The sequence below is a fragment of the Bacillus sp. Marseille-Q3570 genome, from assembly GCF_946151055.1.
Taxonomy (GTDB): Bacteria; Bacillota; Bacilli; order Bacillales; family Fictibacillaceae; genus Pseudalkalibacillus.
The window spans coordinates 430,387-456,057 of the sequence record NZ_CAMGYZ010000002.1 but is presented as its reverse complement, the minus strand read 5'-3'; the positions used below and the strand labels follow the sequence as shown (position 1 = coordinate 456,057).

Sequence of the window (25,671 nt, the reverse complement as noted above, 5' to 3'; positions counted from 1 at the left end):
GCGGAAAGCGAGCATCCTGGAGCGGAAATCAACGACATTTAAAGAAAACTTGGCGAGACCAAGCTTATTGTAGGTCGAGCCTTAGTTGACCTTATACTGAAGAAAGTATTTTATACTTTCTTTAAGTGCAAGAGCAACAACATACGCGAAAAGAGCCTTTTTTATTAGTTGTTTTATAGGCGGGTGTGGATATCGTATACTATGGTAAGAAATGATAAACGGTGACATAAGTACGGAAGGTTGGTTTTGATGGAATTCATATGGATAATATTGATGATGGTCGTTATTGGAGCTGCAATTGGGGGATTCACCAATTCACTCGCGATCAAAATGCTGTTCCGCCCTTATAAAGCGATCTATATCGGGCGATTCAAACTCCCATTCACTCCCGGTCTGATACCGAAACGGCGAGAAGAACTTGCTGTCCAACTAGGTCAGATGGTCGTCAACCACTTGATTACAAAAGAAGGATTGCAACAAAAATTAGCACAATCCCATTTTAAAAAAGAGCTTGTACATTGGGCACAAAACGAAATCGGCAAACAGCTGGAAACCGATAAATCGATCAATGAGGTTGCTGCAGAACTGCTGAACCAAGCTCAGTTCAATGAACAGTTCGACGATAAACTGAAAACCTTTTTACATGACCGAATTGAAGATACGATCGACCGTCTGGAAGAAAAACCAATCAAATCTCTCCTAACGGAATCGATGAATCGACGGATGGAAGCGTACATACCAGAAACCACTAGGTTCATCCAAAAAAAGCTGATTGATTTTGTCACAAGTGTTGAAGGAAAACGTCAGCTGAAACAATTGATTGATGAATTTCTAGCCGGAAGAGGAATGCTTGGGAATATGATCAATATGTTCCTTGGGAATGAGAGCTTGATTGATAAAGTACAAACCGAACTGATCAAAATTCTCAGGAAAGAAACAGTTGCCTACATGATGGAGCGTGTAATCTCAAATGAATGGAATGCATTCAAGGAACGTCCCGTATCTGATGTCATCGGGCTATTGAAACTGAGGGATTCTCAGGATAAGGCTATGGATTGGGTCATCGGTCAGATTGATACGAAAACGATTTTTTCAAAACCCCTGCATGAATTGATCCACCCATATCGTCCTACGATTGGGAAGAAAGTCATCCCTGAGCTGGTCGATCGTTCGTTAGGCTGGATTGGGAACAATATGGAAAAAATCATGGAGAAACTGCAGTTATCAGAATTGGTCCGTCAACAGGTTCAAACATTTTCTGTCCAACGCTTGGAAGAAATGGTACTATCGATTTCCAGAAGAGAATTGAAGATGATTACCTACCTTGGCGCACTACTTGGAGGGATCATCGGCTTCATACAGGGTCTTTTGGTTTACTTTATGACCTGAAGCCTGTTATAGTGGTAACGGTGCTTAATAGTAACGGCATTTATTAATTATTAGGAGGCTAACTATGAGTAAAAATGTCCATGATGCGGCATACAATTTAGAAAATGCATTACGTGAAAGTGATGACTTCAAGGAGCTTCAAAGCTTATATGATCAAGTGAATGCAGACGAAAGCGTCAAGAACATGTTCGAAAACTTTCGTAACTTGCAAGTAGAGCTTCAGCAAAAGCAAATGCAAGGACAGCAAATCACTGAAGAAGAGGCACAGAAAGCTCAACAAACTTTCGAGCTTGTACAACAAAACGAAGTTATTTCTAAATTGATGAGCGCAGAGCAACGCGTAAGCATGCTTATCCAGGACATCAATAAAATCGTAACAAAGCCTTTGGAAGAATTGTACGGAACTCCAGAGCAACCTGAACAGTAATAAAATGGAGCGGCTGACATTAGGTGTCAGCCGTTCGTTTTTACATTTTCTTAATTATAAGGAAGTTTTCTTTATAAATCGTGCGTGTAATTTTGTGATTCGGGACGATATCACTAGAATCCAATTCAACCTTCATCCCTTTTCTGCTCTTCAAACCATTTTTCTGCAAAATCGACAGAATCTCTCTGTTTAAATAATTTGCAGTCTGCAGAGCCGACCTTGCCTTTCAGGATACTTTCATTTTCCTTCTCGAATGCTTTTCCGACTTCCGCAAATGGATCATCATCGTAATCAATCTCCAGATAATTCTTCCATAGACGTTTTCCATTTTCGATGATCGGCGCGCCTCTTGAAACGGTCTTTCGAATACCGGACCGATGCTCAGCAAGGTGAAAGGATGTATGTGTATCGAAGTCAGTTCCTAAAAACAACACATATGCATCAAGCTCGTAAGCTTTTGCAATGGGCGATTGCTCACCCAATCCATTATCAAGCGTATGGTTGTTGGTGATTTCTTCAGCATGTTTTCCCCATGCTGCAGCAGACATAGTCGGATGATAGCTTCGATAAACATCTGGATACGTCCTGAATTGTTCAGGAATGATCCCTAAACCTCTTGTTTTCGTCATTCTTGGTTCGAATGCAGGCATTGTCTCCCTGATCGTTTCCCACCAATCTTTTGGCACAGGAGGGTTGGACCAATACGCTGGATCCGATAGATCTGCCGAATGGGCTTGCATGATCAAGGTCCCTTCCGGAGTGACCGCGTCCATCAAAGCTTGAATGACGGTTTGCGATCCACCACAAACCCACCCTAAAGGTTTTAATGACGTATGAACCATCAAAATCATACCTTCTTTTACCCCTAGTGTATGGAGATCCTCCTTCAGACTCTGTCTAGTCCTTGGTTTTTCTGTAGTTTGTATCTGTTTCTGTTCCATGACGTTCCCCCTAAATTTTTCGCCATCCCACTATTTCGGTACGGAACCTTCAAATCCTGTTTTTATCCTTCAGTTCTATTCATTTTCAGTTTGTCATAGAGATGAGAAGAGGAGAAGTATAGATTGGAGGGGATTATCCTGGTTTATCGACTGCTTGCTTTAGACATCGACGGTACCCTGCTCAGGAGTAATTTCAGAATCGATCGTTCGACGAAAGAAGCGATTGATTATGTGAGAAACAAGGGGGTGTATGTCACCCTGGCAACAGGAAGGAACTTTCCGTCCGCTCAAAAAATCGCCAAGGCATTGAAGCTTGATAGCATTCTCATTACCCATAATGGTGCTTTGATTGCTTCGTCAATTGATGAACCGCTCCATGAAGAACGGATATCAGCCTATGATGTACGGAAGATCGTGCGAATTTTAGAAAAGTATGACGCTCATATCCGACTGCTTCATGAACGGTATTCTTTAGGGAACCAAGTACAACAGAAATCGCATATCGTTGCAAAAATGACAATGGGAATCGGAGATCCGTTATTCTATCCGGTAACCTTTACTGAAAAATTGAGTGATCATTTAGAGGAAAAACCGATGTCAGTGCCAAAGATTGATGTTCAATTTTTCGATGAAGAAGAAAAGGAAGCGGCGTATCAAGAATTGAAAGAAAAAATTGATGGCGTCCAGATCACTGCTTCAACAAGATGCGATTTTGAAGTGATTCCCAAGTCGATCAACAAGGCTGTAGGTTTACAGATCCTTGGTAAGCATCTTGGGGTTTCGATGGATGAAATGGTCGCTGTCGGTGACTTTACGAATGATATAGAAATGATCCAGATGGCTGGACTTGGCGTTGCGATGGGTCAATCATCCCAGGATGTGAAAAATGCAGCAGATTGGGTGACACGCACGAATGAGCAGCACGGTGTCGGCTATTTGGTCCGGGAAGTCTTCCGTAGACAAATGAAGATGCAAATCGAACAACCGATCGAAAATTGACGTATGATGTAGAGGCTGAGAAGGAACTCAGCCTCTTTTTAGATTGTTGAGGAAATATCGACAACCCCCTTTTGGACAAGCAATGTTAATATAACATTACAAATATTACAAAGTGGATATTCTTATAGGTGCGGATCTTATTCTCAGCTTTATTTCTCTCATATTTCGACATTGTAACAAAAGTCTATAATCCTCCAATGGTAGTGCTTTTCACCTCAATTAATATATTTGCACATATTGAATTCGCGTATTTTGACGATATATCTCGACATTAAAATTGTTAAAAAATCATAAATTGAAAGGGTTTTCATCGCTTTTCAAGAAATAGTGAGGTGCATCTTAAATTTTGAAGGAGGATTATGATGGAAAAAGTATTAGACGCTCAATTGAAGCCGAAAGTCGCTGAATTTCTGAACGGGACGAAAAAATTGTTTATCAATGGGGAATGGGTTCCTTCTGCCTCAGGTAAAACATTCAAAACATTAAATCCTTCCAACGGTGAAGTTCTCGCTGTCGTAAGTGAAGCGGAAAAAGAAGATGTCGATCGAGCTGTACGTGCTGCGCGGAAAGCTTTTGACGAAGGTCCTTGGTCAAAGATGAGTGCTGCATCAAGAAGCCGACTGATTTATAAGCTAGCAGATTTGATGGAAGAAAATAAAGAAGAATTAGCACAGCTGGACACACTTGATAACGGTAAACCAATCCGTGAAACGACAAATGCGGATGTACCGCTCGCAATCGAGCATTTCCGTTATTATGCTGGATGGGCTACTAAAATTGTCGGACAGACGATCCCGGTTTCCGGTAAGTTTTTCAACTATACACGCCATGAGCCGTTAGGGGTAGTGGGGCAGATCATCCCATGGAACTTCCCATTATTGATGGCAGCATGGAAAATGGGAGCAGCATTGGCAAGTGGATGTACGATCGTATTGAAGCCTGCTGAACAAACACCGCTTTCAGCACTCTACTTAGCTGAACTCATGCAAGAAGCTGGATTCCCTGAAGGTGTCGTGAACATCGTCACTGGTTATGGTGAAACGACTGGTGGACCAATCCTTGAGCATGAGATGGTCGACAAGATCGCCTTTACAGGTTCTACTGAAGTCGGAAAGCATATCATGCGAACAGCAGCAAATGACCTTAAGCGTGTAACACTTGAACTTGGCGGTAAATCACCGAACATCATCCTTCCAGATGCGGATATGTCGAAGGCGGTTCCAGGTGCTTTGTCCGGTATCATGTTCAATCAAGGTCAGGTGTGCTGTGCAGGATCCCGCCTTTTCATTCAGAAGAAGTCATTTGATAATGTCGTAGCAGACCTTGTATCACATTCCGAGAAAATCAAACAAGGTATGGGACTTGATCCTGATACGGAGATGGGGCCTCTTGTTTCCGAAGAGCAGCATAATCGTGTATTAGGCTATATTGATAAAGGTAAGTCAGAAGGTGCAGAGCTGCTGACTGGTGGTACGAAGCCTTATGATCAAGGTTACTTCGTTTCGCCGACAATCTTTGCAGACGTCAATGACACGATGACGATTGCGAAGGAAGAAATCTTCGGTCCAGTTGTTGCTGCTATGCCATTTGAAGATTTGGATGAGGTTATCGATCGTGCTAATGACTCTAGTTACGGCCTTGCTGCTGGATTGTGGACTGAAAATGTCAAGAGTGCACACTATGTTGCAAACCGCTTAAAAGCAGGAACGGTTTGGGTGAACTGCTATAACGCGTTTGATGCAGCATCTCCATTCGGAGGATACAAGCAATCTGGTATCGGCCGTGAAATGGGCTCCTATGCACTTGATAACTACACTGAAGTCAAGAGTGTATGGATCGGCATGAGCTAAGGCAACTCCAAAAAGATACGGGCTGGTCTATTGACCAGTCCGTTTTTTTTCTTAGAGATTGAACAAATCAGGGACTCGATTTGTAGGTCTAAAGTAGTAATTTGCACAAGCGGACCTGATTTTTGTTCAAGTTGGGGGTGAAATTGTACAAGCTGACTTGGTTTTTGCTCAAGCTAACGGGGAAAATGCTCAAGCTGGGCTGATTTTTGCTCAACTTGAGCTCAAATCAGCTAATTACCACTTCAATGGAAAAATCATGTTTTATATATAGGATTTAGGGAAAAATGAAAACATCAAAATACTAGTGGGGTGTTCAAATGTTGCGATTCTTATCAATTCTTGCCTTTTCATTATTGCTTGTAGCCGGACTAGTTGCGTGTGGTGGTGGAGGAGATGAGAACGGAGCTGATGAAGGAGACGGCGGAGGCGATTCTGTTGATGTTGCAGCTGCTGAGAAAACTTTTAACCAAAATTGCGCTTCCTGTCATGGGCAAAACCTTGAAGGTAGGGGGAATGCTCCATCTCTTGAAACAGTTGGAAAAGACATGAATCAGGATGAAATTCTTCAAAAAATCAAAAACGGCGGCGGTGGAATGCCTGCAGGTTTGATTGAAGGAGAAGAAGCTGAAAATGTTGCCGCTTGGCTTACAACAATGGAATAACCACATACTTAAATCCACAATGACCTAGTAGGAACGAAACCACCCTCCATAGGTCATTGTTTTTTAATAAATCGTTCCATAAGTGCTGTTGAAATATACTCGCTTTCCATGGGGAGATCAGCTCGTACTATATGTATCCGTTCAATTGACATAGAAAGAGCGCATATCCTAGTTCCCCATCTTGAATCTTTCCATCCCGTATTGATTTTAAAACATCCATGAGCGGCATCTGAATGACTTCGATTTCCTCATCTTCATCGAGCTTTTGATTGCCAAAGCTCTTGATCGAATTTGTGAAAAACAGATGTGAAAATCGATTAGTGAAATAGGATTGAGGATGATAGGTCCCTAAATATGTAAGGTTATCGACGGTTAACCCTGTTTCTTCATCCAATTCTCGTTTTGCTCCATTTTCAGGTTGCTCTCCGGGATTGAGACCGCCCCCGGGCAACTCGAATGTCTGTTGATCCATTTGGTGTCTGAATTGCCTTACAAGGGTAAGGTTGCCTTCGTGGAATACAACAACTGCAACAGAAGCGGCTTCCGATTCTTCAATAAAAAGAGATCCTGACTTTGTCTCAAATACAGTAGAATCTCGATGTTCAAGTAATGCTCTACGAAAATTCATATCCTACCTCCCTCCGATATGGCCAAAAATTGACGTTTTAACGACTCAAAAATAACTTCTTACGGCCAAAGCAAGCGGTTTATCAGTTGGACGACACTATTTTACAAAAACCCGTCACGCTCATATTGACTGTCAACCACCCTTAATTCTAATATCGGATAAAGAAAACTTGGCGTAATGCTAAGCCTTATCGTAGCCTGAGCCTTAGTTGCCCCTATATAGAAGAAAGTATTTATACTTTCTTCAAATATTAGAAAAACGGCACCTTGAATAGATGCCGCCTTCGTACGTTTCATCGATGGAATAAAACAAGTTCTCCTGAAGGGGAGGTCACTCGGCTTGTGTGGTTCTCATAATCATTGTCTGCCAGTATATCTTGCCCAATTCTTTTAGCCTCGTTGTTGTCAGCTGCTTCAAAGGATTCTTCATAAATCTTTTCACCTTTGTTATCAAAAACGGTTATGATGTACATTTTCATGTGGATATCCCAACCTCCTTTTCCTGCTTATATTCTAGATACTTTCCGAATCTCCTTCTTGTTAATTATTTGGCAAGCCCGCAAAAACGATGAAACTTTTTTACCGGGCAACCGTTATATAGGTGAGGGGGAATGAAACCGTGAGTTTACATATTGAAAACGTAACGAAAAATTTCGCTGGCTTCACCGCTGTTGATAATGTCTCATTTCATATACCTGAACATCAAATTTTCGGCTTGTTAGGGGCGAATGGTGCAGGGAAAACGACCACGTTCAGAATGGTGATCGGATTATTGACACCGACAGCCGGGGAAATCACATGGAATGATCAACCTTTATCCCAAAAGGATTCGCACCTGATCGGTTATTTGCCGGAAGAACGAGGACTTTATCCAAGTCTGAAAGTTTCCGATCAATTACTATATTTAGGCCGTCTGAAAGGGATGAAGAAATCCGAAATCGTGCCGCAAATGAAAAAGTGGCTTGAACGATTCAAGGTTCCTGAATATGAAAATAAAAAAGTTGAAGAGCTGTCAAAGGGTAATCAGCAAAAGATCCAGTTCATAGCTGCTGTTCTCCACAAGCCGAAGATCCTGATCCTCGATGAACCGTTCAGTGGACTTGATCCGGTGAATGTCGAGATGTTGAAGGAAGCTGTTCTTGAGTTGAAAAAGGAAGGGACGACGATTGTGTTTTCAAGCCATAGGATGGAGCATGTGGAGGAACTTTGTGAACATCTATGCATCCTTCATAAAGGAAGTCCGGTCGTGCATGGGTCATTGAAGGAAGTGAAACGGTCTTTCGGTAAAAAGAATGTGACTGTCTATGCGGACTTTGATCTAAGCTATCTTAAGGACATTCCAGGTGTTGTCCGGTATAAACAGGTGACAGAAGGTGTACATCTTCAGGTCGAAAATGAAGATGTTTCACAAAAGATTTTCGATAGCATCAACAGTAAAGGATTCGTCCGTAAATTCGAGCTGGAGGAACCATCGTTGAATGACATCTTTATCGAAAAAGTAGGTGCTTCTTATGAATAAACTTTGGATCGTGATGTTACATACGTATAAGACGAGAATTCGCTCAAAAGCGTTTATTTTGACAACAGTTGCTTCACTTTTGCTTATACTTGGCCTTACGAACATGCAGACAATCGTCAATACGTTCAATGGAGATGACGAAGATAAGAAACAAGTCGCAATCCTTGATGAGTCAGGCAGCTTTTATGAGTTATTAAAGCAACAAGTTGATGCTACGTCTGATAACATCGAGATGACCAAAACAAATCAGAGTGAAAAAGAAGTAGAAGAAAGTGTCCTGGATGGTGATTATGATGCGCTTTTATACCTAGAAAAGAACGAAGAAGGTCTGCCGGAAGGGGTACTGAAGACAGCAGGCGTCCCTGAGGCGGGGTGGATCAGTACGATCGAAAGTAACCTTCAACAGACGAAGGTGATGATGGCTACACAGCAGTTAGGTGTAGATCCTGCCGAATTGACCAGTTTATATGAGCCTGTTTCTTTTGAAAAAGCGTCCCTGGCAGAAGGAGCAAAAACTGAAGAAGAACTGAATCAAGCGCGATCAATCGTTTATGTGCTTTTATTTGTCATCTATTTTGCGGTTATTTTCTATGGAAGCATGATCGCGACAGAAGTGGCGACTGAAAAATCATCAAGAGTGATGGAGATACTGATTTCAAGCGTTTCACCGGTCAAACAGATGTTTGGAAAAATTTTCGGGATTGCGCTTTTAGGAATGACACAGTTTTTTCTGATCTTTCTGGTTGGATTCTTGTCGATTAAATATGGACCCTCCAGTGGGGAGGAATCAACACAGTCTCCGACAGATTTCACGTCCTTCATCCAGATCGACCAGCTGCCGATTTCTACAGTCGTCTATGCAATCATATTCTTCCTGTTAGGCTTCCTGTTATATGCAACACTCCTTGCGATGCTCGGTTCCTTAGTGAATAAGGTGGAAGAAGCGAATCAGGTGATTACACCAGTCATTTTGATTATTGTCGTCGCATTCATGGGTGCGATGTCGGGGCTCGGGAATCCTGAGGCCGGTTTTGTTGCCATCATGTCATATATCCCATTCTTCACACCGATGATCATGTTCTTAAGAGTAGAGATGCTCAATATCCCTGCATGGGAAGTTATACTTGGTATTCTCATCTTGATCGTAACGATTGGCATTTTCGCAGTCATAGCTGCCAAAGTCTATCGCGGTGGTGTGCTCATGTATGGCAATGCAACCAGTTTTAAGAATTTCAAGAAAGCAATACAATTGACAAGAAAATAGAAACATCCAAAGACTCTATCGCTTCATGGTGATAGGGTCTTTTTTATAGGCTGTTTTCGCAAACTTTGTTGCTCTTGCACTTAAAGAAAGTATAAAATACTTTCTTCAGTATAAGTGCAACTAAGGCTAGACCTACAAAAGGCTTGGTCTCGCCAAGTTTTCTTTAAAAGTCGTTGATTTCCGATCCAGGATGCTCGCTTTCTGCGGGGCGTGCGGCGTCTCCTAACGACCTCAGGAGTCTCCTTTTCAAGGAAGCATTTGTGCTCCTGCGTCTACAAGAATGTCCTGTCGAAGCGAGCTTCCTCGTCGCATGCCTTGCGAGGAGATTATTCAGGTAGTAGGCACGCTGATCCCGCAGGACAAGGAAAGCTTCAGCAGCGTTACATCGCACGAAGAAAATGCGATTTTCCTTTTCGAGGAGTCTCGCACCTTGCTCTCCAATCAAGTTGCACAAGGTGTTTTTTTTTATAAACAATCTTTTAGAAAACAGCCTTTCTATATCATCGTATAACGAACAAACGCTCGTATGGATGTGGTAAAATAGCAATAAGTATCTCACTTGGAGGAAGGATGAGATGACCATGTGGAAAATCAGATTCATACATACTGCAGATTTACATATCGATACACCATTCAAGGGTTTGGGGCACCTGCCAGAGGCCATCTTCAATATCGTCAAAGATAGTACGTTCCGATCCTTTGAACGCCTGGTTACGCTTGCTATTGAAAAACAGGTCGATTTCCTTGTCATTTCAGGGGACTTGTATGACGGTGCGAATCGGAGTTTGAAGGCACAATTGTTTTTGAAAAACCAGTTTCAAAGACTTCATGATCACAGGATTGACATTTTTGTCATACATGGAAACCATGATCATTTAGGCGGCAAGTATATCAAACTTAAATGGCCAGACAATGTCCATTTCTTCAGCAGCAAAGAACCGGAAATGCTTCCCTTTGAAAAAGAAGGGGAAGTCCATGCGCATCTTTATGGCTATAGCTATCCAAAGCAAGCGGTGACGGAAAATATATCATCAAAGTATCAAAAGCAGGATGGTCCCCCGTTTCATATCGCTTTACTCCATGGAACGATCGGTGGAAATACCGATCATCAGACTTATGCTCCTTTCATACTGCAGGAGTTGCAGGCTCAACCGTTCGATTATTGGGCGTTAGGGCACATCCATAAAAGAGAGGAACTTTCCCACCATCCCTACGTCATCTATCCAGGTAACATACAAGGGTTGAATCGGAAAGAGAGTGGCCCAAAAGGTTGTTATCTGGTCGAAATGAACGAAGTGGACGCGTCATTGGAATTTCTCGAAACTTCAACAGTTCGATGGGAGTCTGAAAGTCTTTCAATTGCAAAAACCGACATGATGGATGATCTGATCCTTCAAATAAACCTTGTAAAAGAGAAGCTACGCACTACCGGAATGAATACGATTTTATCCATTGAGCTTTCGGGGGAAAGTCCAGCTCTTAAATCACTGAACGAAAATGACATACTTGATGATCTGATGGATCATTTGCATGAAGGAGAGGATACGGAAGAACCGTTTGTATGGGTGAATCGTCTAGCCGTTGAGCCCGTTTACACAGAATACATCAATGAACTTGGAGAATCTCATTTCATGAAAGAAATTTTCAACGTATTCGAGCAAATGGACAAGAGCGATCCCGTTCTGGACACTCTTCTGAAGCATAAGAAAGCGAAGAAATTTTTAGATGATGTAAGTTTGGAAGACAGGGAGATTGTAGAAGAAGCCAAGAGGCTGTTGATTGAATCGATAGCATTACAATCAGAAAGGTAGGGTTGGTGATGAGGATCATAGATTTACATATATACGGATTCGGGCGATTCGAGAATGAATTCATTCAATTTGAAGAGACTGAAGTCCAGGTCATATATGGGGAAAATGAATCAGGAAAATCCACTGTGATGGCCTTTATCGAATATATGTTGTTCGGGTTTCCGAAGCGTAGTGAAAAACGGCTGAGATATGAGCCGAAGACAACCCAGGCCTACGGCGGAAAATTACGTATCGAAACAGCAGAACATGGCACCCTTACCATTGAACGGAAAGGTGGCGCTTCTGGAACGGTCACCATTGTAAAAGAAGATGGAAGTAATGAAGGAGAAGATTTCCTGCATCAGGTCCTAGGGGAAGTGAACCAACAAACCTTCCGTGATGTCTTTTCTTTCAACCTTGACGGATTGCAAAAAGTGAATGAAATCAAATCAGAGCAGTTAGGAGAATATCTTTTCAATGCAGGGTTGACCGGTGCCCAACAGCTGAACCAGATTTCGAAATCATTAGAAGATCAACAAAACCGACTATTCAAACCCAATGGCAAGAATCCCGTTTTGAATCAGAAACTGAACAATCTCCATGAGCTGGAACAAAATGTGAAGCAATGGAGCAAGAAACTTGATGAGTATAATCGAATGAAATCCGAATTAGAGGGAAAAAGAGAGGCGTTATCAAAATCAGAAAGAGCGAAAAATGATCTCGATCAAAAAAGAGCGGAACTTAAGCATCTCCAATCAATCAATCCGCTTCTTGAACAGAAAAACACAATCGAGAACCAGCTGGAGATGCTTCCTGCCGCTACGCCATTCCCCGAGGATGGATTGGATCGATTTCAAAATCTTAAAGAACGGCAAATCGAGTTGCACAGTGATCGAAAACATGTGGAAGATTTGATGCGAAAAAATAAAGAGGCTTATGATAGGATACACCTTAACGATGAAATGCTCGATCAGGGAACCCGGATCAATGAGCTGGAGAGCAACTTCCGTTTGTACAAAGGGAGACAGGAAGACTATAGCAAACTGAAGGTACGGATCGATTATCTTCAGCAAGAAATTGATAATGAAATGCAGGTAATTGGTCAAGAATGGACAGAAGGGACAATCCGTTCGATCAACACGGATCTTGTTACGAAACAGCAGTTGATCAGCAAATTGAAAAGGCTCGAACAATCGAAAGAGGAGCAAAAAAGGCTCGATGAGGACCTTTTGCATGCTCGAGGTGATTTAGAGGAAAATGAAGCGAAGAGAACCCGGTTAGACGAGCAGATGCTTCAAGATGAAACGATTCAATCCTATCGTGGAAAGGTGAAGGACTTGAATAGTCAATCACCGGAACTATTGAAAGGAAGAATTGAAACACTGAAAAGTCTCCAAAGCGCTTCAAAAAGAAACTCGATCAACCCCATCATCATTTGGACGATGATCGGTCTTGGGATCGTGCTGACGGGAATTTGGATGATGCAAGGCGATTATATTGCGGGTCTCATCATCGGGATCAGTATGGCAGGCACAGGTATTCTCCTCAATAAAAGAGGCGGCTTGGATAATGAGCAAGATCTTGACCGGCAAATCACCGAACTTGAGGCTGAGCTTCATAATCACCAGGACAGCAATGATATGTCAGAACTGGATCATCTGAATCACTTGTTACACGAACAACAGCAGCTGGCAGTCCAATTTGATCATTTGAAAGATCATGAACAAGCCCTTGAAAAGAAATACCAGAATGTTGCCCGTCGTTATGACGAGTGGGAGATTGAGCACCACCAGACCGAAGAAGAACTGTCCAGATGGAGAGGTATGGCGCATATACCAAAAAATGTCCCGGACGAAATGCTCCTTGAAATTTTTGAACGGATCGATCAACTGAAGAAAAGATTGACCGAGCGGAGTCATTTGAAAAAGAATCTAGCTCAGCTTCAAACGGAACTTTCCAAATTTGAGAGCACCGTTCTGGATACCTCCCGTGCCTGTCAAATTGACTTCACACACGGGATAGAGCAGAACCTATCGCATCTATCGAAACAGTTGAAGGAGGAGATGGAAAAGCGTGAAGAAAAGGACAGCCTAGCTGCTTCTATTGAACAGCTTCAGGAACGGTATGAAGGATTGTTGAAAAAGTATACACATTATACAGATGAAATCGAAACCTTGTTTGCATTAGCTGAGGTACAAGATGAAGAAGCTTTCCGCGAAAAAGGAAAAGCGAATGAAAAATATGAAAAATGGACAGAACAACTGCAAATGGTAGATGCTCAGCTGAAGGCTTCGACAGATTTGAAAACCATTGAACACCTGGGGAACGATCCTTCAAAATTGAGCAATCTCAATGCTCGTATAGAAAAACTGGACAAGGCTTATGAAACAACCAGCAGAGATATCGACATGTTACGTGACGATTGCTCGCAACTGCAAGCTACGGTAACACATTTAGAGGAAGATGGCACATATTCGAATCAACTTCATTCCTATCATCTGGCCAAGAGTGAATTCATTGAAGAAGCTAAGAAATGGGCTGTTTACAGGACAGCACAATATGTCCTGGATCGGGCGAAGCAAAACTATCAATCTGAAAGACAACCGCGTGTGATCAAGCGGGCGGCAGGTTATTATAAAGCACTGACAGAAGGGGAGTACAACCGGATCATCGCCCCGAAAGGAGAAGAAAGTTTCCTTATCGAACGTAAAGATAGAGTGGTTTTCAAGCCAGAAGAGTTGAGCAGGGCTACGATGGAGCAACTTTATTTATCTTTAAGGTTTGCATTGGCAGAAGAATATGAAAATCAGGGGGATTTCCCTTTGATCATGGATGATATTCTCGTAAACTTCGATGAAAAACGTCGTAATCTTGCATTTGAGCTCATCCGATCCATTGCACAAGATCGACAGGTGCTCTATTTTACGTGTCACGGAAATGCAGCTTCCTATTTGACTGAGAAGCCACTACAGTTACCAGATAGAGCATCACTTGAAGTCCAAACCTATTCGTTTTCCAGGAGTTGAGAAGATATGGAAGGCTACATGATTTATCTAGTAGAAGATGAACAGGATTTATCAGCTGTACTGAAAGCGTATATGGAAAAAGAGGGATGGAAGGTAAAGGTCTTTCATGAGGGGACGAGTGCCCTGGAATACATCGAAAAGCCACCACACCTATGGGTTCTCGATATCATGCTTCCCGGCGTGGATGGATATGAGCTTTTGAAACAAATAAAGGAACGTACGGACGTTCCAGTCATCTTCACATCTGCCAGAGATCAGGATCTCGATCGAGTGCTTGGTCTTGAATTGGGAAGCGACGATTATATTACAAAGCCGTTCTTACCGAAAGAGCTGATCATCCGGGCTAAAAAGCTCATGCAGCGAATTTATGAAGGTCCAGGAGGAAAGTATCAAAGCAGATGGGTCAATGAATATTGTATTCAGCCGCTTGATCGTAAAATCACTTATCGAAATGAAGAGGTGGACCTTACTACGAAAGAGTTCGAGGTCGTCCTTTACCTTACGGAACATCTCAATGAAACCAAATCGAGGCTGGATATCCTTGAAGGTGTATGGGGAAAGGATTACGTCGGGTCGGAGCGTGCTGTGGATGATGTAGTCCGCCGTATCCGCAAGAAGATGCCACGTCTGAATCTTGAAACACTATACGGCGGTGGCTATAGGATTGAGACATCGTGAAAAAGCTTAGCATAGCACAGCGAATCTGGCTTTCCTTTTTCCTATTGGTTTTTGTCGTCGGATTATGTGTCGTCGTCATTTATCCGTTATCCATGCGTGAAGCACTTACCGAAGAATCATACCGGATCATTAAGGAACAACAGGATCTCATTCTTGAAGGCCCGACTGGACCAGAACAGGAACTGCCGGATACGAACCTCAATTTCGTAGAACGACGAGAGGCAGCGAGATCAGTCGGCCACCTTCTCCTCGGTAATCAATCCTTTGTTATAAAGGGGGATTCCGTCCCCGAAACGGTATTGAGGCATATGTGGGAAAAAGCGATATTGCTTGAAGAGGATGAAGGTGATTTTCAGCTTTCCTACAGGGATGCCACACTCTTTTACGTCATCAGGCCGATTGAAGTGAACGGAAATGAGGCATTCATGGTATCGTATATGTGGGATACATATCGTGATCAGCTCGTACAGCGTTTATGGGAAAGGCTGATCTGGATCTTTGTCATCGGGATCGTCATCAGTATCATTCCTGCGATTTGGCTGTCCAATTATTTAAGGAAGCCATTAAAGGCTCTTGGTGCACGGTTTGAGCAGATTGGTAATCGAAACTGGCGCGAACCCTTCGAGCTGAAAGGAGACCAGGATTTCCAACAGCTCTCGGTACAGTTTGAACGGATGCGACAAAATTTGATACGAAATGATCAGTCCCAAAAACGGTTCATACAGCACGCCTCCCATGAATTAAAGACACCGATCATGACGATCCAGAGCTATGCACAATCCGTCAAGGACGGTGTTTTTCCAGAGAAAGACCTTGAAGAAATGATGGATGTGATCATCAATCAAACTGGGCGGATGGAAGAACGGGTAAAAGATATGATTTATTTTTCAAAGCTTGATACCTTGCAAGACAACGAGCCACGAAAAGAAAAGATCCGATTCGGTTCATTGATTCAGGAAGTCCTTGATCGATTTCTGTACCAGCGGGAAGAAATTGTGATAAAAGTGAGTGGTGAAGATATCGAGTTCAAAGGAGATCGCAGCCAATGGGAGGTCGTATTTGAAAATATGATCCAGAATGCTTTGCGTTATGCGGAATCTTATATTGATATCTCATGTGAAAGAGAAAATGGACAAACGACAATGAAGGTGCATAATGATGGCGAAACTATACCTGAAGAAAAACTGGATCGCCTTTTTGAACCTTTCGAAAAAAGCCATAAAGGACAATTCGGTCTTGGCCTGGCTATTGTCAAACGTATCGTAGAACTTCATAATGGAACTGTAGAGGTTCAAAATGAAAAAAATGGTGTTTCAATCGTGATCAACATATAGCGTACCGCGCGTGAATAGAATGATGTTTTATGAGATGTAAAGAAAAGAAACAAGGTCTGATGCACCCATTCATCATGGTTCGTATCGGCCTCCTTTACCCGATTTGTATTCAACTTCGCAATGTTACCCTGCAGGTCTACCCAGTCCCTGCAGGATTTTATCAATATACATATTTTATATTCGCCATGAAAATATGCACAGAGCTGTCTTTGTGTCAGACACTTTTCTCAAATGTTGTTAAGTTCGGAGAGATTCAGACACATTTTGGACAGGTCATATCCAGCTGAAAAAAGAGGAGGTAAGAGGGATGAAAAGAGGAATCCAACAATACCAGGTAGGAGATATTTTTGATGATTATTTGCTGATCAAATCGGCAGCTAAAGGTACCACAAGTACTGGAAAACCATTTCTGACCCTTATTTTGCAAGATCATACAGGGGATATTGAGGGAAAGCTGTGGGATTCCAGTCCTGGAGACGAGCAGCAATTTGTTCCCGAATCCATCGTCAAAGTGATGGGAGATATCACCAGCTATCGCGGCAAAGCGCAGCTCAAGGTGAAACAGATCAGGTTGACTTCGACACAAGATGGCGTTAGCGTCCATGACTTTGTAGAGACAGCACCGCTTCCACAGGACGAAATGACCGAAGTGATCACACAAGCTATTTTTGAAATGAAAAATCCCAATATCCAACGGATCACCCGACATCTTGTGAAGAAACATCAGAAGGCGTTTCTCGAGTTCCCGGCTGCAACGAAGAACCACCATGAATTCGTTTCAGGATTAGCCTTTCATGTGGTGTCGATGCTTAAGCTTGCCAAGTCAATCGCTCATCTGTATCCATCGTTAGACACGGACTTGTTATATGCGGGTGTCATCCTGCATGATCTTGGCAAAACAAAGGAGTTGTCTGGGCCGGTTGCACCAAGTTATACCCTTGAAGGTAATTTGTTAGGACATATAACGATGATGGTTGAAGAAATTGGTGAGGCTGCACGCGAATTAGAAATAGATGGAGAAGAAGTATTGATCCTCCAGCACATGGTATTGAGTCACCATTCGAAAGCAGAGTGGGGGAGTCCTAAGCCTCCATTGGTACGTGAAGCTGAAATTCTCCATTATATCGATAATATTGATGCGAAAATGAATATGATGGACCGTGCTCTAAGCAAAGTGAACCCAGGTGAGTTCACAGAGCGTGTTTTTGCACTTGATAACCGTTCATTCTATAAACCTTTGACCGAGCAAAAAAAGTCTGTCCCTACCAATCTTTAAATAGTCATAAACAACCGTTTTCCTACATACCTTTGTAATAACAAAGCTTGTCTACAAAGGAGGAAAGTCGATGCGTCGCCTATACGTTGTCGCTACGGTTGTTTTATTTTTTGCATTGTTACAATTCACAGGTGTATACAGCAATCTTAAACCGGTTCTTTCAAGTGTCCCCTGGTGGATGTACTTCGTATTAGCAGGAATAGGGTACTCCGGCTATCGAGCATGGTTTCATACAGTTGAGGATAGGAAGCTGGATCGAGTCCATATCGAAGAGGAAGGCAAAATCTACATGGACCGGATTGAAGAAGAAAAGCAACGGCGAAACCAGGCATCTGGGGAATAGAGCATGAGGGTTGTCTCGAATATTGCGAGACAGCTTTTTTTGCTATGGGGCGGATTTACTTACGCATAATAAAGTTATAGAGATAATTTTCTTGTTGTAGTGATAATTCCAGATTTTTGGCAATTGGGTCCTCAGTTGTAAATAAATTTCTTTTGGCTCCTGGAAAAACCAAATCGTTACCCTTGAATTGGAAAAATCAACGAGTTTGATCGACTTTCTTGCTCAAACATCTAAAAATTCGATCTAAAAAGCTTCCAGATCAATAAAGAGAACTTGGCAGACCTAAGCCATTGGCGATGGCCTGGCCCTAGCTTCACTTATACTTTCTTTAAATGCAAAAAAGGACTGACGATTGTCAGTCCTTCTCAACTTATTCTTGTTTTTGTTCTTCTGCGTCATCTTTCTTGAATAGGTCCTTGTATTCCTTATCTTTCACGTCGATTTTAGCATCTTTCATAGCTTTATCGATCGGGTTGGCTTTTGGATCCTTTTGAGCTTTCTCTTGAGCTTTCTCTTGAAGCAATGTTTTCTTGATTTGGTACTCTGCTTCTTCAAATGATTGTGTTTTTTGGTCTAATACTTCAATGATGTGGAATCCATACTGAGACTTGACTGGGTCTGAAATTTTACCTTTTTCAAGTGTAAAAGCCACCTCATCGAACTCAGGGACCATTTGACCGCGTGGGAATGAACCTAGCTCTCCGCCTTTGTCTTTCGAACCAGGGTCAGTAGAGTATTCTTTCGCAAGTTCTGCAAAGTCTCCACCTTCGTCAAGCTTCTTTTTAACTTCTTTAGCTGTCTTTTCATCTTCTACTAGAATGTGGCGTGCTTCAACTTCTTTAACTTTGTATTCTTCTTCATATTTCTTCTTCATTTCATCTTCAGAAACTTTGATACCTTCAGTCTGAGCTTTGAAGAATACGAGGTTACGTTTTACCACGTCCCGAAGCTCGTCCTCTCCTTCAATACCGCTTTGTTTAAGCGCATTTTCAAAACCTTCATCTCCGCCAAATTGACTTTTGAGGTAATCGATCTCTTTATCAAGTTCTTTATCACTGACTTCATATTTTTCAGAAAGAACCTTGTATTGTACGAGTTCTTGTAGAATTTGTTCTGATTGAGGCTGTTTTTTCATTTCATTATAGAAATCTTGTTGTGTGACATCTCCGGCACTGGTTTCGACAATTACTTTACTATCACCGGAATCGCCATTATTACTGCATGCAGCGGTACCAAAAATCGTCGTTGCTGCAGCAACCGTCAGGACCCACTTTTTCATCGACATACACTCCTATGATGTAGAAATTTTTTCACATCTCCTACTATAGCATATCCACCTGTTAAAAATACACACTACACACCAAATATGAGAAAAAATACACATTTATTGGAATTGCTTGTGCATCCGCCCGTTTTTAAAAATAAGGGCATTGGTCTAATCAAGATTGACATTGGACTTATACACTATAAGTGTACACCAAAGGAGGGATTGCAATGGGTTACGGACATGGAGGCAGCTTTGCCTTGATTGTAGTACTGTTCCTTTTGTTGATCATTATTGGAGCATGCTATATCTGCTAAAAAATTAGAGAAATTTCCGAGCGAAAGGATAGCAGCCTATGCTTTGGCTTACCTCAATGCATAGGATAACATAACACCGGAATAGGGGGTGACATCATGGGTGGATACGGGTATGGAAAAGGATTTGCGTTGATCGTTGTATTGTTCATCCTATTGATTATCGTAGGCGCAGCTTGGATTTGCTAATACGTATTTTTGAATGAGGAAGAGGCTGACCATTGCTGTCAGCCTCTTTTTTAGTATCTGTGTAACTCCTTAAGAGTATTATCCAGACTAAGGAACGTTCTTGATTTTATCAAGTTTTCATTTGTACTGTTCAAAATGCCTATGAACGTTCGAACTCTCTAAACAAAGGGACAGTTTTATGTTTGTACATATACCTGTCTGGGTAATAATGAAATATTATGGAATATAAATTGCGTCAATGCACAAAAATTACTTCAATGTACGAGCTTACTAACAGGATCGTGATCATGATGTTGATCCACCGGAATACATTCACCTGTTTCTCTGCAGGGATATTCTTTTGAATACATAAGCGATTCGTAAGTGTATTAAACAAGAAAAGAATGATACATGCGAATGCTATATAATAAATTGCGATCATTGTCATAGGTTGAACCTCCGAAACTAAGAGATTGTATTACTAACATACCAAAATATTAAAAGAATGAACAGTATCAACTATTATAGATTATAAGGGGACGGGAGGAGAACGCTTTGAAATTCAGATGGAAATATGCTTTTTTCATTTTACTTACAATCATGATCATTGTTCCAATCATCGTCGGAACATTGGTATTCATGGGGGATAGACAAGAAGAGAAGTCCATGCGCGATGTACCTAAGCAGGGAGAACCGATATTTGATATCGAATCGTCAAAGGATCAATTGAATTTTCTGATCAAAGAACAACTAGAACAATTAAAATCCGGCAGAAATCCGAAGTTCGATTATAATGTCGAACTTAAAGATAATGTCCAGGTGAAAGGATACTTCACTTTTTTTTCGAATGAAGTCCAATTTACCATGGATTTCGAACCTCAAGTATTAGACAATGGAAATCTTTTGTTAAAAGAAGAATCGATCAAGCTCGGGGAACTGAAACTGCCAGGCTCGAAAATTTTGGAGTTTATCAAAGGGAGTACAGATTTGCCCCCGTGGGTTGAGATCAATGATAAAGAAGAAACGATTCTTTTGAAGCTTAATCAGATAAAATTAAAGGATCAACTGTTCTTGAAAGCCGAATCCTTTGATCTTGAAAAAGATAACATCCGATTCAAGGTTTACTATATTACAGAAGAGTGAGTTTCAGGATGAAAAGTCTCATGACTGAGCAAATCCATACATTAACGCCATTAAAAAAGACTGTCCATGTAACATCACATCGATGTTCAGGGTCAGTCTTTTAGTTTTATATTTGGCTTTATTTATTATGCTCTTTTCTAAAAGATTGTTGTTTTTGAGTTATTTTAAAAAAATCACCTTGTGCAAGTTGATTGGAGAGCAAGGTGCGAGATTCCTCGAAAATGAAAATCGCATTTTCTTCGTGCGATGGACCGCTGCCGAAGCTTTCCTTGTCCTGCGGGATCAGCGTGCCTACTACCTGAATAATCTCCTCGCAAGGCATGCGACGAGGAAGCTCGCTTCGACAGGACTTTCTTGTAGACGCAGGAGCAAAAATGCTTCCTTGAAAAGGGTAGCAAGGCGACGAGTGGGCTCACCGCACGCCCCGCGGAAAGCGAGCATCCTGGAGCGGAAATCAACGACATTTAAAGAAAACTTGGCGAGACCAAGCCTTTTGTAGGTCGAGCCTTAGTTGCCCTTATACTGAAGAAAGTATTTTATACTTTCTTTAAGTGCAAGAGCAACGAAGTTTGGAAAAACAGCCATTTATTAAAATGTACGTTTGACGATGATTTGGAATCCTGTAGCACCGTCTTCAAGAAATGAATCTTTCGGTGCTTTCCATAGATGGATGATATAAATCATATCTTTTACGCACAGGAAAATATTCAAAGTCGATACAATCGCAAATAGATGTAAAAATTCGGGCAACATATAGCCACCGATCAACGAAACCGACGTTATGAGAATCAGTGGAAATGAAACGCCAAACAAGGCAACTCTTCTAGACAGGACTTCTGGTATACGGCAAAAGAGTGAAAAACGATTTTCCCCAAAAGCCATACACGCTCTGTGACCCGAGATCCATATCGGCAGACAATGCAAAAATATATGAATGGGAATAATCAGTATGAACACCAACATTAATGGCATCAATCCGGTTTGATAATAGATCGTTTCTGGGTGGAACATACTGAAAACCATAAAATAAACGATAAAATACGTTAAGCTGAAAAGTGTTGAAATCAGCAAAAGACGCAGTTTACCGTAATCTCTTGTTAAATTTATAGACTTGTAACAGTTCATGATGCATCACCTTCTTTAGGAAGTAAAATATGTGGGGAAAGGTGAGAACCTTGCTTTAAAAACCACTCCCATACAGTACGATGTTTCGAACGAAAAATCAATAGGTTTTACAAAAAAATTAGAAACGTTTATGGAAGGGTGTCAGAAAGCGATGCAATAGGTGAAATAAATAGGGAAGAAGGATCATGGAGTGCAGGTACTTCAGGGATGGAAAGGCTCGTGATGCCAGATAAAGAAGGTGGAAATTGCGCCTATCGAAGTACATTAAATAAAGTCGGAGGAAATTCATGAACAATGTAGAAAATTAAATGCTCAGAAAGATGAATTAAGAGAAGCCGGTATGGTTGATATGACTCCTCTATTCATTCACTTTGCAAGTATACTCAATCCGAAAGGCGAGCCATGAGTTGGTGTAGTGATTAAAACTACCCAACCTTGATCAAGTTGTGGTTGGTACTTTTTCGATTTCATTTTCTTGTTTTTCAGATACAAGTCCGTCGGTAATTTCTGCTTCGCGCTTTACAGGTACGAGTTGACGATCAGTTTCTTCAAATTCACTATCTATTTTAGTGACAGTTGTATCAAGGATCGACATGAAGTCATCCCCGTACACACTTCGAATCACTGCCATCAATTCATCGAACTCAGGAAATTTACCATAAAGATCACGAATCTTGAGTGAAGCACTGAATATCCCGTAATTTTCCGGCTGGTAATCTTCGATCGTCCTCAATAACAGATCTCTTCCCGTATCGGTAAGTTTTACGTACGTGTTACGTTTATCATTTTCTTTCTTTGAGAAGGTTAAATAGCCTTGCTCTTCAAGCTTTTTGGAAAAGTTAAATGCTGTTGACACGTGCATAACACCGAACTTGGAGATATCAGAGATCGAAGCTCCCTCAAGATGGAAAGCAATCCAGAGGATGTGGTGTTCGTTGATGTTAAGACCAAATGGTTTAATCCATCCTTGCCAATCCTTCTCGACGCATTTCCACATGGCTTTACTGATCTGGGCAACTTTATGACTGAACATCATAGCTTCTTTCATTGAAAAATCTTTCTTATTTTCCATAATGAACCTCCATTCTGCTTTATATTATGACAGGAAATGTTAGATTTATAAAGACAATTATCTAAGTGTTCACAAGTTTTTCCCAATAATTGTTGCTTGATAAATCTTGTGGGTGTGAGTATATAAGTATTATTTCGACATAAAAAGACAATACCTTTTTATTTTTGACAAAAATTTATATTTTTTTAGGCTTGTTGTTTATACTTTCTTTAAGTGTAAAATCAACAAAGCCTTTAAAAAGCTAATTTTTGTACGACTTTTATTTGGAGCTGATACTATTGAAAAAAACTATCACACAGCTTTATATCGGTAAGCATGTTTTATATTTTAGTGAGTTTGATCATTTTTTTGGTTTGGAAGACACGAATTCACTCAGGGGATTTGAAAGAAGAGAAGGATAAAAAAACTGGCTCGAGTGTCACATGAAGAACACTTTCTTGAGCCAGTCTTTTTATAAGTCATTTTGTATCTGCAGTTTCTTTTGTTTTTGCTGATTCCTTTGATTCTTCCTGGAGCTCCGCAACGGTTTCATTGATTTCCTCTACATCGTTTTTGATATTTTCGATGTTCGGTTCAATTTCTTTCCTCCAGGATTTGATATCTTCCTTCAAATCCGTCGCAACTTCCTTGAAAGCATCTACACCTTCTTTTGAAACCTGAATGATCTGTTCCTTCAAGCTGATGCCTTCTTTTTTGACATCTGTCATTGTTTGCTTCAATTTATAGGTCGAATCCTTAATGTCTTTACGGATTTCCCGACCTGATTTTGGTGTTGATAACAATGTTGCTGCCGCAGTGACAATACTTCCAACCGCAAAGCCAATTAGTACCGATTTTTGCTCTTTTTTCATGATTCCTTTTCTCCTTTCGTGATCTTTCTCATCTGTCGAGGGCCGAGGGTGTGGGGTCCCGTCCAAACAAGATAAGTCTTTGTTACATTATTCGAGAACGCCTTTTAGAAACCTTCATAAATCGTTCGACCATTTCTACAAAACTATCCCACGATATCGACAATCTTAAACAATTCTCGGGGAATAAACTACTCATCTCATTCATAGGATGGTATGGGGTGATGAGTGATGATCTATGGAATTATTGTACTTGCCATTCTTGGCCTGCTTTTATTTTATTTCATGATAAGGATGTTTCTGGACACAAAACGTTATTCATTCAGAAATGTCCAGGTTCACAAAAAACAGAGCATTGGCCGTATGCTTGGTATCATCGGAAGTGTTTGTCTATTACTAGTTGTTCTTTTCTTTGTCATCAAATTTTAATCAATACTGAATTTAGCTTATGTAAATCGTTCATTCTGTATCCTACAACTCCAAATACATCTTGGCAAACTCTTCTTCTCGGATTAATATGAAGAAAGATGTGGAAGATATGAGAGAAGGAGGCGTTAGAGATGTGGAAAAAAATCAAACTGTTCATGTACTTTCGAAAAATGTTAAGACATGCACGTACGTTAATCGAGAATCGTGAAGAAAGCGGCCAAATGGTTCAAAACGTACGTGCAAAACTTCAAAAGAATGATATACAAGAGGCCTTAAGAGGTTTTTTGGATAAAATACAGGCACTCATTCGTCTCGCTGATCAGTATCGTCTAGGAAATTACCGTGACATCTCCAAAAAATCAATGGTTTTGGTGGTTGCAGGGCTTCTTTATTTCTTGAGTCCACTCGATGCAATTCCAGACATCATCGCAGGATTAGGACTTGTCGATGATATTGCGATCATCAGTTATGTATGGAAAACCGTCAACGAAGAAATCGAGCAGTTCCTGAATTGGGAACAGGAAAAAACAGATAAAACCGACACCATTTGATGGTATCGGTTTTTTTACGCTTTTATTTTTGCATTTATTGTGTCTGATAGTTAAAGGTCGAACGTTTTGTAATTGTCTGCATGATTGGAAACAGAACTGTCATTGCAATTGTGTTGACGAATGCTGTCGGGAGTACCACAGTAACGAATAAGGCGATGAATGGTGCTGGCAGACTCGTCAGGATAGCAGCAGATGATAAGAAAATCGCTCCGCTGACCAACGTTCCTACAGCAGTTATAGAAGCGGCAAGAATTACACTGCCATGATATTTTTTCAAGCTTATATATAATATAAAAATGACGAATGCCGTTACTGGTTTGTCAATCAAGTTTGCAAGCTGACCTCCTGGAAAGCTTGTCGTCAAAGCTGATATGACTCCTGTAGCGAGTGCTGTCACCCCGACGCTTTTTTTGTCAGGGAATAAAATGATCGCTAGAAACATCATCGTCAATAGCATATCGATTTTCATCGACCCTAAAATTCCGGGTATGACTGCGTGAAGCACAAATCCAACTGATAATAATACTCCAATCAATGCTAATTGAATGGATTTCATACTTATCCTCTCCTCTTCTCAACTCAGGCTGTTCTCGTTAACTCCAATAGTGCGCTGATGCCTATTGCGAGTAAAA

At 41.2% G+C, this 25,671-nt stretch carries 26 protein-coding genes; 17 read left to right on the top strand and 9 right to left on the bottom strand.

All coding sequences use genetic code 11. From position 1 onward, the window contains the following. The first annotated feature begins 249 nt into the window (after positions 1-249). Together N8M93_RS05485 and N8M93_RS05480 are read left to right on the top strand one after the other, a co-directional pair. Positions 250-1,389 (top strand): DUF445 domain-containing protein, encoded by a 1,140-nt coding sequence (locus tag N8M93_RS05485; RefSeq protein ID WP_261130211.1) that lies wholly within the window; start codon positions 250-252, stop codon positions 1,387-1,389. A 64-nt stretch (positions 1,390-1,453) separates the two neighbouring features. Next, on the top strand, positions 1,454-1,816 hold the full coding sequence (locus N8M93_RS05480; protein WP_221568826.1) for a YlbF family regulator: 363 nt from the start codon (positions 1,454-1,456) through the stop codon (positions 1,814-1,816). A 125-nt stretch (positions 1,817-1,941) separates the two neighbouring features. Here N8M93_RS05480 and N8M93_RS05475 read toward each other — a convergent pair whose 3' ends face one another. Next, the gene (locus N8M93_RS05475) at positions 1,942-2,757 is read right to left on the bottom strand and encodes an aminoglycoside N(3)-acetyltransferase (protein WP_261130209.1); all 816 of its coding nucleotides are present in this window, start codon (positions 2,755-2,757) and stop codon (positions 1,942-1,944) included. A 123-nt stretch (positions 2,758-2,880) separates the two neighbouring features. Here N8M93_RS05475 and N8M93_RS05470 point away from each other — a divergent pair, with 123 nt between their 5' ends. The 3 genes from N8M93_RS05470 (at position 2,881) to N8M93_RS05460 (ending at position 6,268) form a co-directional block, all read left to right on the top strand. After that, a complete protein-coding gene (locus N8M93_RS05470) occupies positions 2,881-3,756 on the top strand; it encodes a Cof-type HAD-IIB family hydrolase (protein ID WP_261130208.1) in 876 nt (291 codons plus the stop codon). Between the two features lie 362 nt (positions 3,757-4,118). Further along, entirely contained in the window at positions 4,119-5,606 is a 1,488-nt protein-coding gene (locus N8M93_RS05465) for an aldehyde dehydrogenase family protein (protein ID WP_261130206.1), read from the top strand. Positions 5,607-5,923: 317 nt separating this feature from the next. Then, positions 5,924-6,268 carry a cytochrome c gene (locus tag N8M93_RS05460; RefSeq protein ID WP_261130204.1) on the top strand — a complete coding sequence of 115 codons (345 nt, stop codon included), beginning with the start codon at positions 5,924-5,926 and terminating at the stop codon, positions 6,266-6,268. A gap of 127 nt (positions 6,269-6,395) precedes the next feature. Here the strand turns inward: N8M93_RS05460 and N8M93_RS05455 are convergent, their stop codons facing one another. Next, entirely contained in the window at positions 6,396-6,896 is a 501-nt protein-coding gene (locus N8M93_RS05455; protein WP_261130203.1) for an NUDIX hydrolase, read from the bottom strand. A 292-nt stretch (positions 6,897-7,188) separates the two neighbouring features. Then, a complete protein-coding gene (locus N8M93_RS05450; protein ID WP_261130201.1) occupies positions 7,189-7,374 on the bottom strand; it encodes a YhzD family protein in 186 nt (61 codons plus the stop codon). A 140-nt stretch (positions 7,375-7,514) separates the two neighbouring features. Between N8M93_RS05450 and N8M93_RS05445 the strand changes: the two genes are divergently transcribed. The 8 genes from N8M93_RS05445 to N8M93_RS05410 all read left to right on the top strand — a co-directional run bounded on the left by N8M93_RS05445 (position 7,515) and on the right by N8M93_RS05410 (position 18,125). After that, on the top strand, positions 7,515-8,414 hold the full coding sequence (locus tag N8M93_RS05445; RefSeq protein ID WP_261130199.1) for an ABC transporter ATP-binding protein: 900 nt from the start codon (positions 7,515-7,517) through the stop codon (positions 8,412-8,414). Beyond that, positions 8,407-9,678 (top strand): ABC transporter permease, encoded by a 1,272-nt coding sequence (locus N8M93_RS05440; RefSeq protein ID WP_261130197.1) that lies wholly within the window; start codon positions 8,407-8,409, stop codon positions 9,676-9,678. The genes N8M93_RS05445 and N8M93_RS05440 overlap by 8 nt, the downstream gene beginning before the upstream one ends. Positions 9,679-10,259: 581 nt before the next feature. Beyond that, positions 10,260-11,489, top strand: coding sequence for a DNA repair exonuclease (locus N8M93_RS05435; protein WP_261130196.1), 1,230 nt, complete (start codon positions 10,260-10,262; stop codon positions 11,487-11,489). Between the two features lie 8 nt (positions 11,490-11,497). Further along, positions 11,498-14,494: an AAA family ATPase gene (locus tag N8M93_RS05430; RefSeq protein WP_261130195.1), complete on the top strand. Its 2,997-nt coding sequence runs from the start codon at positions 11,498-11,500 to the stop codon at positions 14,492-14,494. Between the two features lie 6 nt (positions 14,495-14,500). Next, complete coding sequence (locus N8M93_RS05425) at positions 14,501-15,172, top strand: response regulator transcription factor (protein ID WP_261130194.1); 672 nt, start codon at positions 14,501-14,503, stop codon at positions 15,170-15,172. After that, positions 15,169-16,506 (top strand): cell wall metabolism sensor histidine kinase WalK, encoded by a 1,338-nt coding sequence (locus tag N8M93_RS05420; protein ID WP_261130193.1) that lies wholly within the window; start codon positions 15,169-15,171, stop codon positions 16,504-16,506. The genes N8M93_RS05425 and N8M93_RS05420 overlap by 4 nt, the downstream gene beginning before the upstream one ends. Positions 16,507-16,813: 307 nt before the next feature. Beyond that, positions 16,814-17,782 (top strand): 3'-5' exoribonuclease YhaM, encoded by a 969-nt coding sequence (gene yhaM, locus N8M93_RS05415; RefSeq protein ID WP_261130191.1) that lies wholly within the window; start codon positions 16,814-16,816, stop codon positions 17,780-17,782. 70 nt (positions 17,783-17,852) lie between these two features. Continuing rightward, entirely contained in the window at positions 17,853-18,125 is a 273-nt protein-coding gene (locus N8M93_RS05410) for a sporulation YhaL family protein (RefSeq protein WP_261130190.1), read from the top strand. Between the two features lie 370 nt (positions 18,126-18,495). Here N8M93_RS05410 and N8M93_RS05405 read toward each other — a convergent pair whose 3' ends face one another. Beyond that, complete coding sequence (locus N8M93_RS05405) at positions 18,496-19,404, bottom strand: peptidylprolyl isomerase (RefSeq protein WP_261130189.1); 909 nt, start codon at positions 19,402-19,404, stop codon at positions 18,496-18,498. Between the two features lie 215 nt (positions 19,405-19,619). Here N8M93_RS05405 and N8M93_RS05400 point away from each other — a divergent pair, with 215 nt between their 5' ends. Together N8M93_RS05400 and N8M93_RS05395 are read left to right on the top strand one after the other, a co-directional pair. Beyond that, positions 19,620-19,706 carry a YjcZ family sporulation protein gene (locus N8M93_RS05400; RefSeq protein ID WP_221568917.1) on the top strand — a complete coding sequence of 29 codons (87 nt, stop codon included), beginning with the start codon at positions 19,620-19,622 and terminating at the stop codon, positions 19,704-19,706. A gap of 96 nt (positions 19,707-19,802) precedes the next feature. After that, on the top strand, positions 19,803-19,892 hold the full coding sequence (locus tag N8M93_RS05395; protein WP_221568841.1) for a YjcZ family sporulation protein: 90 nt from the start codon (positions 19,803-19,805) through the stop codon (positions 19,890-19,892). A gap of 235 nt (positions 19,893-20,127) precedes the next feature. Here the strand turns inward: N8M93_RS05395 and N8M93_RS05390 are convergent, their stop codons facing one another. Continuing rightward, positions 20,128-20,313 (bottom strand): hypothetical protein, encoded by a 186-nt coding sequence (locus N8M93_RS05390; RefSeq protein WP_260412613.1) that lies wholly within the window; start codon positions 20,311-20,313, stop codon positions 20,128-20,130. Between the two features lie 113 nt (positions 20,314-20,426). Here N8M93_RS05390 and N8M93_RS05385 point away from each other — a divergent pair, with 113 nt between their 5' ends. Next, positions 20,427-21,014 (top strand): YpmS family protein, encoded by a 588-nt coding sequence (locus N8M93_RS05385; RefSeq protein WP_261130187.1) that lies wholly within the window; start codon positions 20,427-20,429, stop codon positions 21,012-21,014. A 588-nt stretch (positions 21,015-21,602) separates the two neighbouring features. Here N8M93_RS05385 and N8M93_RS05380 read toward each other — a convergent pair. From N8M93_RS05380 to N8M93_RS05370, 3 genes are all read right to left on the bottom strand, one after another. Continuing rightward, positions 21,603-22,139 carry a DUF3267 domain-containing protein gene (locus tag N8M93_RS05380; protein ID WP_261130186.1) on the bottom strand — a complete coding sequence of 179 codons (537 nt, stop codon included), beginning with the start codon at positions 22,137-22,139 and terminating at the stop codon, positions 21,603-21,605. A 439-nt stretch (positions 22,140-22,578) separates the two neighbouring features. Then, on the bottom strand, positions 22,579-23,211 hold the full coding sequence (locus N8M93_RS05375) for an HTH-type transcriptional regulator Hpr (RefSeq protein WP_261130185.1): 633 nt from the start codon (positions 23,209-23,211) through the stop codon (positions 22,579-22,581). A 458-nt stretch (positions 23,212-23,669) separates the two neighbouring features. Next, entirely contained in the window at positions 23,670-24,062 is a 393-nt protein-coding gene (locus N8M93_RS05370) for a YtxH domain-containing protein (RefSeq protein WP_261130184.1), read from the bottom strand. A gap of 557 nt (positions 24,063-24,619) precedes the next feature. Here N8M93_RS05370 and N8M93_RS05365 point away from each other — a divergent pair. Further along, positions 24,620-25,039: a YkvA family protein gene (locus N8M93_RS05365; RefSeq protein ID WP_261130183.1), complete on the top strand. Its 420-nt coding sequence runs from the start codon at positions 24,620-24,622 to the stop codon at positions 25,037-25,039. A gap of 34 nt (positions 25,040-25,073) precedes the next feature. Here N8M93_RS05365 and N8M93_RS05360 read toward each other — a convergent pair whose 3' ends face one another. Next, complete coding sequence (locus N8M93_RS05360) at positions 25,074-25,595, bottom strand: tryptophan transporter (RefSeq protein ID WP_261130182.1); 522 nt, start codon at positions 25,593-25,595, stop codon at positions 25,074-25,076. Between the last annotated feature and the right edge of the window lie 76 nt (positions 25,596-25,671).